The sequence below is a fragment of the Mesorhizobium hunchu genome (genome assembly GCF_040081975.1).
Classification (GTDB): domain Bacteria; phylum Pseudomonadota; class Alphaproteobacteria; order Rhizobiales; family Rhizobiaceae; genus Mesorhizobium; species Mesorhizobium hunchu.
In genome coordinates, this window is sequence record NZ_JBEBMG010000002.1 from 210,286 (window position 1) to 228,507 (window position 18,222).

15 protein-coding genes are annotated in these 18,222 nt (G+C 65.0%); 5 read left to right on the top strand and 10 right to left on the bottom strand.

Features of this window, described 5'->3' with window-relative positions:
- Positions 1-171 precede the first annotated feature (171 nt).
- Genes ABMA46_RS04525 through ABMA46_RS04535 form a run of 3 tightly spaced genes read left to right on the top strand, consistent with a single transcriptional unit; the run spans position 172 to position 4,176 of the window.
- The gene (locus ABMA46_RS04525; RefSeq protein WP_348998121.1) at positions 172-2,406 is read left to right on the top strand and encodes an acetate--CoA ligase family protein; all 2,235 of its coding nucleotides are present in this window, start codon (positions 172-174) and stop codon (positions 2,404-2,406) included.
- Positions 2,403-3,185 (top strand): carnitinyl-CoA dehydratase, encoded by a 783-nt coding sequence (locus ABMA46_RS04530; protein ID WP_348998122.1) that lies wholly within the window; start codon positions 2,403-2,405, stop codon positions 3,183-3,185. Before ABMA46_RS04525 ends, ABMA46_RS04530 begins: the two co-directional genes overlap by 4 nt.
- A gap of 52 nt (positions 3,186-3,237) precedes the next feature.
- Entirely contained in the window at positions 3,238-4,176 is a 939-nt protein-coding gene (locus tag ABMA46_RS04535) for an alpha/beta hydrolase (RefSeq protein WP_348998123.1), read from the top strand.
- A 258-nt stretch (positions 4,177-4,434) separates the two neighbouring features.
- Here ABMA46_RS04535 and ABMA46_RS04540 read toward each other — a convergent pair whose 3' ends face one another.
- The 10 genes from ABMA46_RS04540 to puuE form a co-directional block, all read right to left on the bottom strand.
- Positions 4,435-5,274 (bottom strand): alkaline phosphatase family protein, encoded by an 840-nt coding sequence (locus ABMA46_RS04540; protein WP_348998124.1) that lies wholly within the window; start codon positions 5,272-5,274, stop codon positions 4,435-4,437.
- A gap of 74 nt (positions 5,275-5,348) precedes the next feature.
- On the bottom strand, positions 5,349-6,938 hold the full coding sequence (locus tag ABMA46_RS04545; RefSeq protein ID WP_348998125.1) for an ABC transporter substrate-binding protein: 1,590 nt from the start codon (positions 6,936-6,938) through the stop codon (positions 5,349-5,351).
- Positions 6,939-7,011: 73 nt separating this feature from the next.
- The gene (locus ABMA46_RS04550; protein WP_348998126.1) at positions 7,012-8,682 is read right to left on the bottom strand and encodes an ABC transporter ATP-binding protein; all 1,671 of its coding nucleotides are present in this window, start codon (positions 8,680-8,682) and stop codon (positions 7,012-7,014) included.
- Positions 8,682-9,503, bottom strand: a complete 822-nt coding sequence (locus tag ABMA46_RS04555; protein ID WP_348998532.1) for an ABC transporter permease — start codon at positions 9,501-9,503, stop codon at positions 8,682-8,684. The genes ABMA46_RS04550 and ABMA46_RS04555 overlap by 1 nt, the downstream gene beginning before the upstream one ends.
- A gap of 42 nt (positions 9,504-9,545) precedes the next feature.
- Positions 9,546-10,505 carry an ABC transporter permease gene (locus ABMA46_RS04560; RefSeq protein WP_348998127.1) on the bottom strand — a complete coding sequence of 320 codons (960 nt, stop codon included), beginning with the start codon at positions 10,503-10,505 and terminating at the stop codon, positions 9,546-9,548.
- Positions 10,506-10,593: 88 nt separating this feature from the next.
- Entirely contained in the window at positions 10,594-12,183 is a 1,590-nt protein-coding gene (locus ABMA46_RS04565) for an ABC transporter substrate-binding protein (protein WP_348998128.1), read from the bottom strand.
- Positions 12,184-12,603: 420 nt separating this feature from the next.
- On the bottom strand, positions 12,604-13,197 hold the full coding sequence (locus ABMA46_RS04570) for a nucleoside deaminase (protein WP_348998129.1): 594 nt from the start codon (positions 13,195-13,197) through the stop codon (positions 12,604-12,606).
- Entirely contained in the window at positions 13,194-13,703 is a 510-nt protein-coding gene (locus ABMA46_RS04575; protein WP_348998130.1) for an ureidoglycolate lyase, read from the bottom strand. The genes ABMA46_RS04570 and ABMA46_RS04575 overlap by 4 nt, the downstream gene beginning before the upstream one ends.
- Before the next feature lie 148 nt (positions 13,704-13,851).
- The gene (locus tag ABMA46_RS04580) at positions 13,852-14,694 is read right to left on the bottom strand and encodes a bifunctional allantoicase/(S)-ureidoglycine aminohydrolase (protein ID WP_348998131.1); all 843 of its coding nucleotides are present in this window, start codon (positions 14,692-14,694) and stop codon (positions 13,852-13,854) included.
- Between the two features lie 29 nt (positions 14,695-14,723).
- Positions 14,724-16,157 carry an allantoinase PuuE gene (puuE, locus tag ABMA46_RS04585; RefSeq protein ID WP_348998132.1) on the bottom strand — a complete coding sequence of 478 codons (1,434 nt, stop codon included), beginning with the start codon at positions 16,155-16,157 and terminating at the stop codon, positions 14,724-14,726.
- 175 nt (positions 16,158-16,332) lie between these two features.
- On the opposite strand from puuE, the gene uraH reads away from it, so the two are divergent.
- Together uraH and xdhA are read left to right on the top strand one after the other, a co-directional pair.
- Complete coding sequence (gene uraH / locus ABMA46_RS04590; protein WP_348998133.1) at positions 16,333-16,704, top strand: hydroxyisourate hydrolase; 372 nt, start codon at positions 16,333-16,335, stop codon at positions 16,702-16,704.
- 2 nt (positions 16,705-16,706) lie between these two features.
- Positions 16,707-18,182 carry a xanthine dehydrogenase small subunit gene (gene xdhA / locus ABMA46_RS04595; RefSeq protein ID WP_348998134.1) on the top strand — a complete coding sequence of 492 codons (1,476 nt, stop codon included), beginning with the start codon at positions 16,707-16,709 and terminating at the stop codon, positions 18,180-18,182.
- Positions 18,183-18,222: the final 40 nt, after the last annotated feature.

Sequence of the window (18,222 nt, forward strand, 5' to 3'; positions counted from 1 at the left end):
TCCCCCACACGGGGGGAGATCAGCCGTCGCGCCGGTTTTCGCCAACGGCCAGCGCTGGAGACGGAGCGATGGCGATGAAACCGCCAATCTCCCCCCGTGTGGGGGAGATGTCCGGCAGGACAGAGGGGGGCGCGAAGAAACGCGGGGCTTTCCAATCGGCGGGGGTGCCTCATGCATAGGCTCGACCGCCTCCTGCGCCCCAAATCCGTCGCGGTCATCGGCGGCGGCGCCTTCGGCACCAATGTGGTCGAGCAGTGCCTGAAGATGAATTATGCCGGCGCGCTGTGGCCGGTACATCCGAGCCGGCCCGACGTGCACGGCGTGCCCGCCTTCAAGTCGGTCGCCGATCTGTCGGCGCCGCCGGATGCCGCTTTCGTGGCGGTCAACCGCAACCTCACCATCGACATCATCCGCCAGCTTTCGGCGATGGGCGCGGGCGGGGCGATCTGCTTTGCCGCCGGCTTCCGCGAAACGGGCGGTTACGACGCCGACGGCGACAGGCTCCAGCGCGATCTGGTCGAGGCGGCGAGCGCGATGCCGATCATCGGCCCGAACTGCTACGGCCTGATCAACTATGCCGACGGCGCGCTTCTGTGGCCCGACCAGCATGGCGGGCAGCGCCTGGGGGTGGGCGAGCGCGGCGTCGCCATCATCACGCAATCCTCCAACATCGCCTGCAATCTCACCATGCAGCAGCGCGGCCTGCCCATCGCCTTCCTGATGACGGCCGGCAACCAGGCCCAGACCGGCCTGTCGGAGATGGCGCTCGGGTTGATCGAGGACAGCCGCGTCACCGCGCTCGGCCTGCATATCGAAGGCTTCGACTCGGTCGCCGGCTTCGAGCGGCTTGCGCAACGCTCGCGGGAATTGAAGAAACCCATCGTCGCCATGAAGGTCGGCCGCTCCGAACAGGCGCGCGCCGCCACGATCTCGCACACCGCTTCGCTGGCCGGCTCGGACGCCGGCTCGGATGCGTTCCTGAAGCGGCTCGGCATCGCGCGGGTCGACACCATCCCGTCCTTCCTCGAAACGCTCAAGCTCCTGCATGTGATCGGCCCGATGGCGGGCGGACGGCTTTCCTCCATGAGTTGCTCGGGGGGCGAAGCCTCGGTGATGGCGGACGCCGCCGAGGGCCGGCGCAGCGTGAGCTTTCCGGCGCTCGCCGAGGCTCATCGCGCGCGGGTCGGCAAGGCGCTGGGACCGCTGGTGGCCGTCGCCAACCCGCTCGACTACAACACCTTCATCTGGAACGACCAGCCTGCCATGACGGACGCCTTCGGCGCTTTCGTCTCCGGCGGGTTCGATCTGAACATGCTGGTGCTGGATTTCCCGCGTCTCGACCGCTGCTCGGATGCGGACTGGTGGACGGCGGTGGCGGCCTTCGAGGCGGCGTTGCAGACCAACGGCGCCAAGGGCGCCGTCGTCGCCTCGATGCTGGAGAACCTGCCCGAAGCCCATGCGGCCGACCTCGTCCGGCGCGGCATCGTGCCGATCCACGGCATCGCCGAGGCGTTCGATGCTGCAGAAGCGGCGGCGTTCATCGGCGAGGCGTGGGCGCGTCGTTCTCCCTTTCCATTATGGAGAGGCCGCGAAGGCGCGGGCGAGGGTAATTCGTCGAGCGCTGGCGCGTTGGAACCCCCACTCCTAACCCCTCCCCGCAAGGGGGAGGGGGACGCCAGCGTCTCGGAGTCCCCCTCCCCCTTGCGGGGAGGGGTTAGGGGTGGGGGTATGAAGCCCACGACCCTCTCCGACAAGAGCACCGTCGAACCCCGCCATCCCGACGAGGCACAGGCCAAGGCGTTGCTCGCCGAAGCCGGCCTGCCGGTGCCGCCGGGGCTGCGTGCCGAGACTGTGCAGGAAGCCGTCTCGGCCGCTGAAAATCTCGGCTTCCCTGTCGCGCTGAAGACGCTCGGCGTCGCCCACAAGTCCGAGGCAGGCGCGGTGAAGCTCAACCTGAGGACAGCGGACGAGGTGCGCGCGGCCGCCGCGGCGCTGCTCCCGCTCGGTTCCGGTCTCTATGTCGAAAGAATGGTCGTCGGCGGCGTGGCGGAACTGATCGTCGGCTTCACGCGCGATCCGGTCTTCGGCCCGACCATGACGCTGGGCTCCGGCGGCGTGCTGGTCGAACTGCTCCAGGACAGTGCGACGCTGCTGCTGCCGGCATCGCGCGACGAGATCGAGGCCGCCTTGCGCGGGTTGAAACTGTTCCCGCTGCTCGACGGCTACCGCGGCCGGCCGAAAGCCGATGTCGAGGCGGCCATCGACGCTGTGTCGGCGATCGGCGCTTTCGTCGCCGCCAATGCCGATGCGATCGAGGAACTGGACATCAACCCGCTTATCGTCTGCAAACAGGGCGAGGGCGCCTGGATCGCCGACGCCCTGCTCGTTAGAAGGAGGACATCATGACCGACGTGATAAAAACCCGCCGTGAAGGCGGCATATTCGAAGTCACGCTCGATAGGCCGAAGGCAAACGCCATCGACCTGAAGACCTCGCGGCTGATGGGCGAGACCTTCAAGGCCTTCCGCGACGATCCGGAACTCCGCGTCGCCATCGTCAAGACTGCGGGAGACAAGTTCTTCTGTGCCGGCTGGGACCTCAAGGCGGCGGCCTCCGGCGACGCGGTGGACGGCGACTACGGCGTCGGCGGGTTCGCCGGCTTGCAGGAACTGCGCGGTCTCAACAAGCCTGTCATCGCCTGCGTCAACGGCATGGCGGTGGGCGGCGGCTTCGAGCTCGCGCTCTCCTGCGACCTGATCTACGCCTCCGACCATTCCTCCTTCGCGCTGCCGGAAATCCGCGCCGGGACGCTGGCCGACGCCGCCACTATCAAGCTGCCGAAGCGCATCCCCTATCATATCGCCATGGATCTTCTCTTCACCGGCCGCTGGATGGACGTGGCCGAAGCGCAGCGTTGGGGCCTCGTCAACGAAGTGCTGCCGAAGGAGAAGCTGGAAGACCGCGTCTGGGAAATCGCCCGCCTGCTGGAAAGCGGCCCGCCGCTGGTTTTCGCCGCCATCAAGGAAACGGCGCGCGAGGCGGAAGGAGAAAAATTCCAGGACATCATGAACCGCGTCACCCGCCGGCAGTTGGCCACCGTCGATGTGCTCTATGGTTCGGAGGACAATATGGAGGGCTTCAAGGCCTTCGCCGAGAAGCGCGACCCGGTGTGGAAGGGGCGATAGTCTTTCCGGCAATGTCGGCGCTCGTCGCAACCTCCCTCCGGCGCCGGCTTCCATGACCGACTATCGCGCCTTGATCGATGCCGAAACCTGGGCGTTCATCGACCGGACCAATTCATACTATCCGCCCGATACGGCCGACGGCACCATCGAGCAGCAGCGCGCCGTCTACGATCGCATGTGCCGCGCGTTCTTCGCCGGTTATCCCGAAGGCGTGGGCGTCGAAACGAAGGCGATTTCCGCCCCCGGCCGCGACATTCCGGTCCGTGTCTATCGCGCGAGCGAAGATCCGCCCGCCGTGACGCTCTATTTCCATGGCGGCGGCTTCGTCGTCGGCGGGCTGGAAAGCCATGACGACGTCTGCGCCGAGCTGTGCGCGCGCACGGGCCACGAGATCGTGTCGGTCGACTACCGGCTGGCGCCGGAGCATGTGCATCCGGCCCAGTTCGAGGATGCGCTGGCTGCGTTCGAATGGGCGGCCGCGACGTATGAGCGCCCGATCCTGCTTGCCGGCGATTCCGCCGGCGGCAATCTCGCCGCCGCCGTATCGCACGCCGTGCGCGACCGTCTGTGCCGACCTGTCGGTCAGGTGCTGATTTATCCCGGCCTTGGCGGCGACCAGTCGAAAGGCTCCTACGTGACCCATGCCGAAGCGCCGATGCTGAGCGTCCGCGACCTTGACTTCTACAGGCAGGCCCGCACCGGCGGTCGAAGCCTGTCAGGCGACCCGACGCTCTCGCCGCTGGCGGATGCGGACTTCTCAGCCCTGCCGCCGACCGTCATCGTCACCGCCGAATGCGACCCGCTATCGTCGGACGGCGAGGCCTACCGCGACCGCATTCTGGCCGCCGGCGGCCGCGCCCTCTGGCATGAGGAGAAGGGTCTCGTGCACGGCTACCTGCGCGCCCGCCACAGCGTCGCGCGGGCACGACAATCCTTCACACGCATCGTCGAGGCATTGGCGGCGCTCGGTCGAGGCGAAGGGGTGGAGTAGTCCCCGCCTAGTCCGTTCCCCCGGAGGCCAAGGCAAATCGCATATGAAATGTTCGGCGGTTGCATACCCCCACCCCTGACCCCTCCCCGCAAGGGGGAGGGGGACTCTATGTCAGCGGCAAAATGCCCGGAAACCGATATTTTGGGGCAAAACGGCGATGTCAGCGTCTCCCTCCCCCTTGTGGGGAGGGGACAGGGGTGGGGGTGCAGTGCCCTATGCTATTGCCTGCCCTCAAGGCCGTGAACGGGGAGAGAAAAATTATCCCAGGAACGCCTTCGCCTTCATCGTCGCCGGCGCCTTGACGCCGAGGCGTTTCAGGATCGACGGCGCGAGCTGGAGCTGGTCGAGCAGGACTTCTTCCTTCGGGCCTTTCGCCGCGCCGAAATAATAGAGTGCGAAATCCTGCTGCAAATCCTCGCGGCCGCCGTGATGGCCGCGGTCGGTCTGGCCGTGGTCGGCTGTTACGATCACTTCGTAGCCGCTGTCCAGCCAGCGCGGCAGGAAGGCGGCCAGCATCCCGTCCATGGCGTAGCAGGCGTGGTCCATCTCGTGGCAGTCATGGCCGAAGCGGTGGCCCATCGAATCCAGCGTGCAGGTGTGCAGGATGCCGTAGTCGATCGCGAAGCGCTCGGTCAGCATGGTCAGCGTCGCGAACAGATCGACGTCGCTCGGCGTCATCTGGTTGCGGGCATTGTAGCCGGTCATGGTGTGGAAGCGGCCATGCGTGATCGGCCCGCCCGGCTCGTCGTACTCCATGTCGCGTACCAGGTCGAACGGATAGCGGTTGAAGAATTCGGACCAGTAGGAATGCGTGACCGCGCCGGTCTTGCCGCCCGCTCCGGTGATCTCCGAGAACAGGTCCGGCTGCCCGACGCGGAAGCGCTCCTCGTTGGAGCGGATGCCGTGCACCTGTGGCGACACGCCGGTATGGATCGAGGCGTAGCAGCAGGCGGAGGTCGACGGCAGCACCGAGCGCATCGTCCAGACCCTGGCATCGCCCGACTGCACCCAGCCCTCGAGATTGCCGAACAGCCGGCGCCAGTTGCGATACGGTACGCCGTCGAGGATGATGAGCAGGAGTTTTGATTTCAGGGCCATGACATTATCCGGGCAGGAAAGAGGCGGGACGAACAAGGCCGTCCCGCCTTACGATTGTCAAAGCACAGCGGCGATCAGGCGTTCAGCCAGCACTCATTGAGTGCATAGCCGTCCATCATCTCGCCCTGCGGGTTCTTGCCCCAGCCGTTGACCTTGTCGGTGGCGACCGCGTCGATGAACTGGTTGAAGAACGGCACGATCAGCCCGCCCTGGTCGCGGATCAGCACGGCCATGTCGTGGTAGATCTGCTTGCGCTTGGTCTCGTCCAGTTCCGCCTGCGCGGCATAGAGCATCTTGTCGAATTTCTCGTTCTTGAAACGCGTGTCGTTCCAGTCGGCGGTCGAGACATAGCCCGTCGAGTACATCTGGCCCTGCGTCGGCCGACCGCCCCAATAGGAGAGCGAGAACGGCTTCTTGTTCCACACTTCCGACCAGTAGCCGTCGCCGGGCTCGCGCTTGATCTCGATCTTGATGCCGGCCTTAGCGCAGCTCTGCTGGTAGAGCTGCGCCGCATCGACGGCGCCGGGGAAGGCGACGTCGGAGGTCCTGAGCAGGACCGAGCCGGAGTGGCCGGACTTCTTGTAGAACTCGGCCGCCTTCTCGGGATCGAACTTGCGCTGCTCGATGCCTTCGGGAACGAGGGGATAGGCCTTGTTGATCGGATAGTCGTTGCCGACGTCGCCATAGCCGCGCAGGATCTTTTGCAGCATTTCCTCGCGATCCATCGCGAGTTTGAGGGCCATCCTGAGGTCGTAATTGTCGAAAGGCGCGGTGTCGCAAAACATGTTGAACGGATAGAAGCCGCGGCCCGAGACGTTCTCGATGGAGACGCCCGGCAGCCGCTTCACCAGGTCCACGACCTTCGGCTCGACGCGGTTGATCATGTGCACCTGTCCGCCCTGCAGGGCAGCAAGACGGGCGGTTGCGTCGTTGATGACGATGATCTCGATCTGGTCGGCATGGCCGGCCTTGTCGCCGCGCCAGTAATTGGCGAAACGCTCGCCGCCGTGGCGCACGCCGGGCTGGTTCACGCTGACCTTGTAGGGGCCCGCCGAGATGCCGGCGTTGGGATCGTCCTTGCCGCCGTTGGGCTGGATGACGAGATGGTAATCCGCCATCAGGTAGGGGAAGTCGGCGTCGCCCTCGGCAAGCGTGAAGACCACTTCCTTGCCGTTCGGCTTGATACCCTTGATATTCTTGAGGATGCCGAGCGCACCGGACTTGGAGTTTGCATCGGCATGGCGCTCGATCGTGGCGGCGACGTCGTCGGCGGTGACGGTCTTGCCATTATGGAACTCGATGCCGTCACGCACCTTGACCGTCCAGGTCTTGGCGTCCTTGGAGGCGTTGATCTCTTCGGCGATCAGGTTTTCCACGCCGCCGTCCGGCGTCAGTCGCGTCAGGAACTCGCCCCATTGCTTGCAGAAGGAGAAGGTCACCTGGCTGAGGTTCAAAGCCGGATCGAGGCTGTTGGAGGATTCGCCGCCCTGCAGCCCGGCTTTCAGTACGCCGCCCTTGACCGGCGCCTGGGCGAAGGCCTTGTCGGCCAGCGTCGAAGCCATCGCGGCCGAAAGGCCGAGCGCTGCGGCGCTGCCGAGAAAATCACGTCTGCTGAGTTGGCCCCGGCCTGCAAGCCGGGCCATGTTTTCGAGTTCTTTCGTCACGTCGCATTCTCCCCTGTGTCGCGTTTGCGCGCCCCAACTGACCTTGGTATTATGACCGAGCGATGAATGCCTTCTAATTTCCTGCGGCTTCCATGCGCCGTCCCGCGATCGCCTTTTCCAGCCAGCCGATCTCCATCTCCGGAACGGAGGAGAGCAGAAGGTCGGTATAGGCGTCGAAGGGTGGCGTCAGCACCTTGCTCCTGGACCCGTAGCGCACCACCTCGCCGCGATACATGACGGCGATGGAATCGGCGATCGACTTCACGGTCGCGAGGTCATGCGTGATGAACAGATAGGCCACGTTCTCCTGGGCTTGCAGGTTGAGCAGCAGCTTGAGGATGCCGTGTGCCACCAGTGGATCGAGTGCCGAGGTCACCTCGTCGCAGATGATCAGCTTGGGCTTGGCGGCGAGCGAGCGGGCTATGCACACGCGCTGCTTTTGCCCGCCCGACAGTTCTGCCGGATAGCGGTCGAGGAAACCCTTGCCCATTTCGATTTCTTCGAGGAGCTCCGCCACGCGCCGGTCGCGCTCGCGGCCCCTCATGCCGAAATAGAACTCCAGGGGCCTTCCGATGATGGTGCCGACCGTCTGGCGTGGGTTCATCGCCACGTCGGCCATCTGGTAGATCATCTGAAGCTGGCGCAGATCCTCCTTCGGACGGTCCGCCAGCCGATTGGCGAGCTTGCGGCCATCGAAGGTGACGGAGCCCTGTTCGGGCGGCAGCAGACCGGTGATCGCGCGCGCCAGCGTCGACTTGCCGGAGCCGGATTCGCCCACCACGGCCAGTGTCTGGCCGGGGTAGATGTCGACCGAGACGTCCTTGAGCACCTTGACGGCGCTGCCGCCATAGGCGGCGGTCACGTTTTTGACCGACAGGAAAGGCGTGCCCTGCTGGTCGTGTTCCTGATGCTCGATCTCGTGCACCGAGACCAGCGCGTTGGTGTATTCCTGGCGCGGCTCCTTGATGATCTGGCGCGTCCCGCCCCATTCCACCAGACGCCCGTGGCGCAGCACCATGATCTCGTCGGAGACCTGCGCCACCACGGCGAGGTCGTGGGTGATGTAGAGCGCGGCGACATGCGTGTCGCGGATGGCGTCCTTGATCGCCGACAGCACGTCGATCTGCGTGGTGACGTCGAGCGCGGTGGTCGGCTCGTCGAAGATGATCAGGTCGGGCTCGGAGCACAGCGCCATCGCCGTCATGACGCGCTGGAGCTGGCCGCCGGAGACCTGGTGCGGATAGCGCTCGCCGATCGTGTCGGGATTGGGCAGCGACAGCTTCCTGAACAGCGCCCGCGCCCGTTTCTCCGCTTCGGCGCGCGTCGCCACGCCATGCAGCAGTGTGGCCTCGACCACTTGGTCCATCAACTTGTGCGCGGGGTTGAAGGCGGCCGCCGCCGACTGCGCGACGTAGCACACCTCGCGGCCGCGCACGGCGCGCACGCCGCCCTGGCCGAGCTTCAGGAGGTCGCGGCCGTTGAGGAGCACCTCGCCTCCGGTGATGCGCACCCCGCCGCGACCGTAGGCCATCGCCGACAGGCCGATGGTCGATTTGCCGGCGCCCGATTCGCCGATCAGGCCGAGTACCTTGCCCGGCTTGAGGCTCAGCGAGACGTCGTGCACCAGCGTGATCGTCTTCGGCGCTTCGCCCGGCGGATAGACCTTGGCCTCGATCTTGAGGTTGCGGATGTCGAGCAGGAGGTCCTGCCGGGGCGTCTTGCGTTCGGTTGCAGCGTTCGCCATTAGCCGCGTCCTCCCTTGAGGCTGGTGGTGCGGTTGAGCACCCAGTCGGCCACCAGGTTGACCGAGATGGCGAGCACCGCGATCGCCGCCGCCGGAATGAGCGCGGCGGGTATGCCGAAGACGATGCCGTCCTTGTTTTCCTTCACCATGCCGCCCCAGTCGGAATCCGGCGGCTGCACGCCGAGCCCGAGGAAGGAGAGCGCCGACAGGAACAGGACCGCGAAGATGAAGCGCACGCCGAGTTCCGCGATCAGCGGCGACAGCGCATTGGGCAGGATCTCGCGGAAGATGATCCACAGCTTACCCTCGCCGCGCAGTTTGGCCGCCTCGACATAGTCCATGACGTTGATGTCCACCGCCACCGCGCGCGACAGCCGGTAGACGCGGGTGGAATCGAGAATGCCCATGACCAGGATCAGGGTGAGGATGTTGGTGGGCAGCACCGACAGCACCACCAGGCCGAAGATCAGCGTCGGGATCGACATCAGGAGGTCGACGAAGCGCGACATCAGCGTGTCGAACCAGCCGCCGACCACGGCGGCGGTGAAGCCCAGGATGGCGCCCAGCGAGAACGACAGCGCCGTCGCCATCACGGCGATGAAGATGGTGATGCGCGCGCCGTAGATCATGCGCGAGAGCAGGTCGCGGCCGAGATTGTCGGTGCCGAGCAGGTAGGTTGACGACATCGGCTCCCACACGTCGCCGACGATCTCGCCATTGCCGTGCGGCGCGATCCAGGGCGCGAAGATCGCGCAGAACAGGAAGGCGCCCGTCAGGATGAGGCCTATCCAGGCCGTGATCGGTATCTGTCTCAGCGCCATCATCCCCGTATCCCCTCTTTTTCTGTTGGCATCCGCATCCCCTTATTTCGGATGTCTCAGCCTCGGATTGGCAAGGACCGCCGCGATGTCGGCAATGATGTTCAAGGTGATGTAAACCGCCGCGAAGATCAGGCCGACCGCCTGCACCACCGGCACGTCGCGCTTGGCGACATGGTCGACCAGATACTGCCCCATGCCGGGGTAGACGAAGATCACCTCGATCACGACCACGCCGACGATGAGATAGGCGAGGTTCAGCATCACCACGTTGACGACCGGTGCGATGGCGTTCGGGAAGGCGTGCTTTCGGATGATGTCGAAGGGCCTGAGTCCCTTCAGTTCCGCCGTTTCGATATAGGCCGACTGCATGACGTTGAGGATCGCCGCGCGCGTCATGCGCATCATGTGCGCCAGCACCACCAGGGTCAGCGCCGTGGCCGGCAGGACCACCGCTTCCAGCCGTTGCAGGAAAGGCGTCGTCTCGTCGACGGTCGAGATCGACGGGAAGATCTGCCAGTGCACGGCGAACAGGAAGATCAGCACATAGCCGATGAAGAACTCCGGAAACGAGGTCGAGGCGAGCGCCAGACCCGAGATCAGCCTGTCGACGAAGCCGTTGCGGTAGCGCACCGCGATGAGGCCCAGAACGATCGCCAGCGGCACCGCGACGATCGCCGCGCAGGCGGCGAGGAAAAGCGTGTTCTTCAGCCGGGTCCCGATCGAGCTGGCGATGTCGAGCCCGCTCGATTGCGCGGTTCCGAAGTCGCCGTGCAGGATTCCGCCCAGCCAGTGCAGGTAGCGCAGCCAGGCGGGGTCGTTGAGCCCGAGCTGCTCGCGCAGATTGGCCAGCGCTTCCGGCGTGGCCGACTGGCCGAGGATCGCCTGCGCGACGTCGCCGGGCAGGATCTGCGTGCCGGCGAAGATCAGGATCGAAACGGCGAAAAGCAGCACGATGCCGAGCGCGACGCGCTGGCCGATCAGCTTCACGATTGGATATGACATCGATAACCTTCTTGAAATGGGAAGGTGCGGCCTTGACGGAGACCGCGAGGCGCAGAAGGGCCGGTTTTCACCGGCCCTTCGATCTTACTCAGGCCTGCAGCCAGCAGCGCGCCAGCGCGTAGCCGTTGCACATTTCCTGCGCGGGATTGGCCTCCCAGCCTTCCACGCCCTTGCCGCTGGCGTCGATATACTGGTTGAAGAACGGCACGATCAGTCCGCCCTCGTCGCGCATCATCTGACCCATGTCGCGGTAGATCTTCTTGCGCTTGGCTTCGTCGAGCTCGCCGCGCGCCGCGACGACCATCTTGTCGAACTCGGGCCGCTTCCAGCGCGTGTCGTTCCAGTCGGCGTTCGAGACGTAGGCGGTCGAGTACATCTGGTCCTGCGTCGGCCGGCCGCCCCAGTAGGAGAACGAGAACGGCTGCTTGTTCCACACCTCCGACCAGTAGCCGTCGCCGGGCTCGCGCTTGATCTCGATCTTGATGCCGGCCTTGGCGCAGCTCTGCTGGTAGAGCTGGGCGGCGTCGACGGCGCCGGGGAAGGCGACGTCGGACGTGCGAAGCAGGATAGAACCGGAGTGGCCGGACTTCTTGTAGAACTCGGCAGCCTTGTCGGGATCGAACTTGCGCTGTTCGAAATCGTCGGAGAACAGCGGATAGGCCTTGTTGACGGGCATGTCGTTGCCGACCTCGCCGTAGCCGCGCAGGATCTTCTCCAGCATCTCGTCGCGGTCCATGGCGAGCTTCAGCGCCATGCGCAGATCGTTGTTGTCGAAGGGCGCGGTGTCGCAGAACATGTTGAACGGATAGAAGCCGCGGCCCGAAACCGTCTGCACCGTCACGCCCGGCACGCGTTTGATCAGGTCGACGATCTTCGGTTCGACCCGGTTGATCATGTTGACCTGGCCGCCCTGGAGCGCAGACATGCGCGCCGTCGCGTCGTTGATGACGATGATCTCGATCTGATCGGCATGGCCGAGCTTGTCGCCCTGCCAGTAGTTGGCGAACTTCTCGCCGCCGTATTTCACGCCCGGCTGGTTGGCCGTCACCTTGTAGGGGCCGGCGCTGATGCCTGCGTTCGGATCGTCCTTGCCGCCGTTCGGCTGGATGACGAGGTGATAGTCGGCCATCAGGTAGGGGAAGTCGGCGTTCGGGTCCTTGAGGGTGACGACGACTGTCTCGCCATCCACCTTCATGGTGTCGATGCCGCCCAGGATGCCGAGCGCGGCGGATTTCGATTTCGCGTCGGCGTGGCGCTCGATCGTCGCCTTCACGTCGTCGGGGGTGACCGTCTTGCCGTTGTGGAATTCGACATCCTTGCGGATCTTCATCGTCCACGTCTTGGCGTCGGGCGACGAGTCGATCGATTCGGCGATGCGTTGCTCGAGGCTGCCGTCCGGCTTCAATTCCACGAGCAATTCGCCCCAGCATTTGCCGAAGTTGAAGTTGACCTGGCTCAGGTTGAGCGCCGGATCCAGCACGTTGGAGGATTCGCCGCCCTGCAGTCCGGCCTTGAGCGTGCCGCCCTTGACCGGGCCTTCCGCATGCGCCGCGCTGGACAGCAGGCTGTTGGCGAACGCGGCGCTGGCGCCGAGAGCCGCCGCCCGGCCGAGGAAATCGCGCCGGCTAAGCTTTCCCTTCGCCACGTAGCGGCTCAGGAATTCGAGTTCACTGGACATGTATGGTGCTCCTCACTCTGTTGGTTCGACCTTGGATCGGCCGATGTTTTTTGTCAGCAGAGATAATGGCCGCAAGGGAAAGGCCGGCGCAAGACCGAATGCGACATGCCGTGGCGTAAATCGCATGTCGCTTTTGGACCAATCGCACGTCTGGCCGAGCGAGGCTGAAGAGGCAGGCGCGGTGTCGTTTCCCCGGAATCGAGGCCGGATACCAGCTTTTCTTCGTTACGGGGCGCGACGCGGCCTGTCGAACGGAGGGTTTGCGCGTCCCGGCGCATGTTCCTGTCGGCCCAGCCCTACAGGCCGGTCATGTCGCGAGTTGCATTCGGCGCATTCGCTGCGCGCCGACGGGAGCCGGCCGGGTTAGCCCGTTGGGTGCCGATGCCTGCACACCCACAAGACGGGAGCGGCGTGCTGCTCTCAGTTCAGTGGAATGTCGTTGTCGGCCTTGCCGGACTGGTAGGCCTCGGACAGGTCGTCGTAACGCTTCGAGATCGCATCGATGCGCTCCTCCAGCCGCTTCCGCTCGGCGTCGGGCAAAGCGCGCGCGAGCCGGCGGATCGAATAGCTTTTCCAGTAGGCGTTCTCGGCATTGTACCCGCCGGGATCGAGCGTGAAGACCTCCTTGAGGATGCGGAGATCGTGCGGGATGGCGAAGGAATCGCGCGAGTCCTCGTGGCTGAAGAGGTAATAGAAATTGTCGAAGCCGGCCCAGGTGATGGCTGACAGGCACAGCGAGCAGGGCTCGTGCGTGGCGAGGAAGATCGCGTCCTTGGTGTCGACACGCTCGGCTCGGGGCATTTCGTAGAAGCGTTTCAGGCAATGCACCTCGCCGTGCCAGAGCGGGTTCTCGATTTCGTTGTTGGTCTCGGCGATCACCAGCGAGCGGTCGCCTTTTCTCAGGATCGCCGCGCCGAACAGCTTGTTGCCCTGCTGAACGCCTTCGGCCGTCTTCGGCACGATGTCGTCCTCGATGACGTCGAGCAGGCGGTCGATCAGGGAAACGTCGCTCAAGGTCTGAAATCCTGCGGCAGATGGATCTCGTAAGGATGCGAGAAATGGAATTCCTCGACGTTGGAGCCGTCGCCGCCGCGATCCACCACGACGAAATCCTGGGCTTCGCCGATCGGGGTGAGCACGCCGTGCCACAGGCCGCGCGGATAGTTCACGCCCTGGCCGGGCGCTGTCAGGAAGGCGGCGGGCTCACCCGGTCCATCCGGCCCGTTGGGACATGCCACCACGACGAACGGTCGGGGTGACAGCGGAATGAACGCCTGGCTGCCGAACGGATGGCGCTCGACCATGGTGAGCTTGAGCGGGAAGTCGTAGGGCGTGCCGCGAAACAGGTTGATCAGCACGTGCCCGTTCGGGCCGGTCGCCTCCGGTTTCGCCAGCGCGTGATAGCGCTCGCAGCGGCCACCGTTGATGGAATAGTGGCTGTCGGTGTCGAAATCGATCACCTCGCCGAACGGCGCAAAGCTTCCACGGGTGAGGGGCCGGGCGGTGATGATGCGGGTCATTGCCGCACCTGACCGTGTTGCCCGTCAAAATTACCCCCACCCCTAACCCCTCCCCACAAGGGGGAGGGGGACTTGGAATGCGGCAGCTCCCCCTCCCCCTTGTGGGGAGGGGTTAGGGGTGGGGGTGAAAAGCCTCTCAAAGTCACCTTCACTTTCCGAAACCACCAAGCTTGGCGTGTCTGTTTACGTCCTTGTAGAGCAGGTAGCGGAAATTGCCCGGCCCGCCGGCATAGCAGGCCTGCGGACAGAAGGCGCGCAGCCACATGAAGTCGCCGGCCTGCACCTCCACCCAGTCCTGGTTGAGCCGGTAGACGGCCTTGCCTTCCAGCACATAGAGGCCGTGTTCCATCACATGCGTTTCGGGGAAGGGGATCACGGCACCCGGTGCGAGCGTCACGACGGTGACATGCATGTCGTGGCGAAGGTCGGCCGGATCGACGAAGCGGGTCGTTGCCCAGCCGCCCTCGGTGTCGGGCATCGGCGAGGGCGCGATATCGTTCTCGTTGAGGAACAGCGGTTCCGGCGCGTCGAGCCCCTCGACGGCCTCGTAGGCCTTGCGGATCCAGTGGAAGCGTGCCGTCTCGCCGCCTTCGTTGCGCAGCGTCCAGCCGCTCGCCGGCGGCAGGTAGGCATAGCCGCCCGGCGTTAGGCGGTGCGCCACGCCGGCGATCGTCACGGTGACCTCGCCCTCGACCACGAACAGCACCCCTTCGGCGCCTTTGTCGGACTCCGGCCTGTCGCTGCCGCCGCCCGGCTGCACTTCCATGACATATTGCGAGAAGGTCTCGGCGAAGCCCGACAGCGGGCGGGCGATCACCCACAGCCGCGTCTTCTCCCAATGCGGGAGGAAGCTGGTGACGATGTCCGAGAACTCGCGCTTCGGGATCACCGCATAGGCTTCGGTGAAGACGGCACGGTCGCTGATCAGGTCGCTCTGCGGCGGCAGGCCGCCTCTGGGGGCGTAGTAGGTGCGGTTCGCTGTCTTGAGCATGTCCATCGCTCGCTCCCTCATGGGAAAGTTTACTGAGGCAGAATGTCCTTGAGGCGCAGCAGCGCGATGCGCTCCACCTGGTTGCAGGCCGTGGCGAATTCCTCGGCGCGGCCATTGCCGATGCGCCGCTCGAATTCGTGCAGGATTTCCTCCTTGCTCAACCCTTTCACCGCGATGATGAAGGGAAAGCCGAAGGTCGTCACATAGGCGGCGTTGAGCTTGGAGAAGAGCTCGCGCTCCTTGTCGGTCAGCGCGTCCAGCCCCGCCGAAGCCTGCTCCTTCTCCGATTCCGGCGTCAGCCGCTTCGCCGCCGCCAGCCGGCCGGCGAGGTCCGGATGGGCCTTCAGCACGGCGAGCCGCTCGCTCTCGCTGGCTGAGCGGAAGGCGCGACAGAGCGCGTTGTGCAGGCCGCCGGCCGTGTCGTGCGCGCGCCCGAGCTCCAGTTCGTAGGCGCGTTCGGCGACCCAGGGAGAATGCTCGAACACGCCGCCGAAGCGGTGCACGAATTCCTCGAACTCCATGCGCGAGGGCCTGAGTGACGGCGCCTCGTACGGATGCGTCTCATGCCAGTGCCGGGCGATGTCGATGCGCCGGGCGAGCCACACCTTGTCGTGGTTCTTCACATAGTCGATGAAGCGTCTGAGCGCGCCGAAGCGGCCGGGGCGGCCGATCAGGCGGCAGTGCAGGCCGATCGTCATCATCTTCGGGTGGCCGCCCTTGCCTTCGTCGTAGAGCGTGTCGAAGCTGTCCTTCATGTAGGTGAAGAACTGCTCGCCGTTCGAGAAGCCCGCCTGGATGCCGAAACGCATGTCGTTGACGTCCAGCGTGTAGGGAATGATCAGCAGCGGATCGATGGCGCTGCCGTGCCCGTCATGGTCGAGCCAGTAGGGCAGGTCGTCGTCATAGGTGTCGGAGCAGTAGTCGAAACCGCCGGCCTCGGCCACCAGCCGAACGGTGTTGTCGGACGTGCGGCCGGTGTACCAGCCGGTCGGACGCTGCCCGGTCACTTGCGTATGCAGCCTGATCGCTTCCTCGATGTCGTGACGCTCGTCTTCCGGCGAATGATCGCGGTAGTCGATCCATTTCAGGCCGTGCGAGGCGATTTCCCAGTCGGCTTCCTGCATGGCGGCAAGCTGGTCGGGCGAGCGGGCGAGCGCGGAGGCGACGCCGTAGCAGGTGACGGGCACGCCCTGCTCCGTGAACAGGCGGTGCAGACGCCAGAAGCCGGCACGCGCACCGTATTCGTAGATGGATTCCATGTTCCAGTGCCGCAGGCCCTGCCAGGGCTGGGCACCGGTGATTTCCGACAGGAAGGCCTCCGAGGCCTTGTCGCCGTGCAGGATGCAATTCTCGCCGCCTTCCTCGTAGTTGACGACGAACTGCACGGCGACATGCGCGCCGCCGGGCCATTTCGGGTCCGGCGGATTGGCGCCGTAGCCGCGCATGTCTCTGACGTAACGCATTGTTCCTCCTGCCCGGTGCGCGATGCCAAGGATAGTCGAAAGCCCGTGGCTGCCATCCCACTGAAAAATTTGAAAGTGTTTTTGTCGGTCCCGGCTCGACCATGCCTTATGCTTGGCCTTTAATTGATGCACAATTCATCGTCATGTTCGATTGTACCGTGAAGGGAGGCGGCAGTTGGCAGGAGCGCATACGGCAGGTGGGCGGCTGACTACCCACGTGCTGGACACCGCAACCGGCAAGCCGGCGGCGGGTCTCGCCATCGCTCTCTATCGGGTCAGCGGCAACTCGCACCGCAAGCTGAAGACGGTCCGCACCAATGACGACGGCCGCTGCGACGAGCCGCTTCTGCAAGGCAAGGATTTCCAGCTCGGCCAATATGAGCTGATCTTCTTCGCAGGCGACTATTTCCGCGCCATCGGCCTCGATCTGCCCGACCCGATGTTCCTCGACAACGTGCCGATCCGCTTCGGCATGGCCGAGGAAAAGCACTATCATGTCCCGTTGCTGATCTCGCCCTACGGCTACTCGACCTACCGGGGGAGCTGATCATGGCGAAAATCCGTTCCGAACTGCGCTTTCTCCTCAACGGCGAGGCCGTCGCGCTGTCCAGCGTCAAGCCGGACGAGACGCTGCTCGACTTCCTGCGCCTTTCCCGGTCGCTCAAAGGTACCAAGGAAGGCTGCGCCGAAGGCGATTGCGGCGCCTGCACGGTGCTGGTCGGCAGGCTTTCGGCCGGCAAGCTCGTCTATGAGAGCGTCAACGCCTGCATCCGCTTCCTCGGCTCGCTGGACGGCACCCATGTCGTCACCGTCGAGCATCTGGCGGGCGTCGGCGGAAAACTTCATCCGGTGCAGCAGGCGCTGGTCGATTTCCACGGCTCGCAATGCGGCTTCTGCACGCCAGGCTTCGTCATGTCGCTCTACGGCCTGTGGATGCGTTCGCCCGACCCGTCCAATGCCGAGATCGAGAAGGCGCTGCAGGGCAATCTGTGCCGCTGCACCGGCTACGAGGCGATCATGCGCGCCGCGCACGCTATTTCCACCTATGGCAAGGCCGCGAAGGATCCGCTTGTTGCCGAACGCAAGGCGGTCACCGAACGCCTGACTTCGCTGCACGACGGTGCGCGCGTCGAGATCGGCAGCGGACAACACCGGTTGGTCGTGCCGGCCGACGTCGACGATTTCGCGGCGCTTCGCGAGGCCGAGCCGAATGCCACCGTGGTCGCCGGCTCGACCGATGTCGGCCTGTGGGTGACCAAGCACATGCGCGACATCAGCCCGGTCATCTTCATCGGCGGGTTGGAAGGGCTGCAATCCATTGCCGAAGACAACGGCGCCATCATCATCGGCGCCGGCGTCACCTACACCGAGGCTTTCAAGGTTCTGTCCGGCCGCATTCCCGCGCTCGGCTCGCTGATCGATCGCATCGGCGGAGAACAGGTCCGCAACATGGGCACCATCGGCGGCAACATCGCCAACGGCTCGCCGATCGGCGACACGCCGCCGCCGCTGATCGCGCTCGGCGCAACGCTCACCTTGAGAAAAGGTAAGTCAAGACGCACCATCCCACTGCAAGACTTCTTCATCGCCTACGGCAAGCAGGATCGCCAGCCGGGCGAATTTGTGGAAAGCGTATCGGTCCCGGTTCCGGCGGGGGATGAAAAATTCGCCATCTACAAGGTCACCAAGCGGCGCGACGAGGATATCACCGCCACGCTGGGCGCGTTCCTGCTGAAACAGGCCGGGGACGGCACGGTGGAGAAAATCCGCATCGCCTATGGCGGCATGGCGGCGACGCCGAAGCGGGCGACCGCGGTCGAGCAGGCTTTGATCGGCAAGCCGTGGACGGAAGAGACCGTTCTGGCGGCGATGGAAAGATACGCCGGGGATTTCTCGCCGCTGACCGACATGCGCGCCACCGCCGCATACCGTGCGCTGGCGGCGAAGAACCTGCTGCTGCGCTTCCATGTCGAGACGACAGGAGCGAAAGCGCCGGTGCAGGTGTCGCGGGAAAGGGCTGCGTGATGGGCAGATGTACCCCCACCCCTAACCCCTCCCCTCAAGG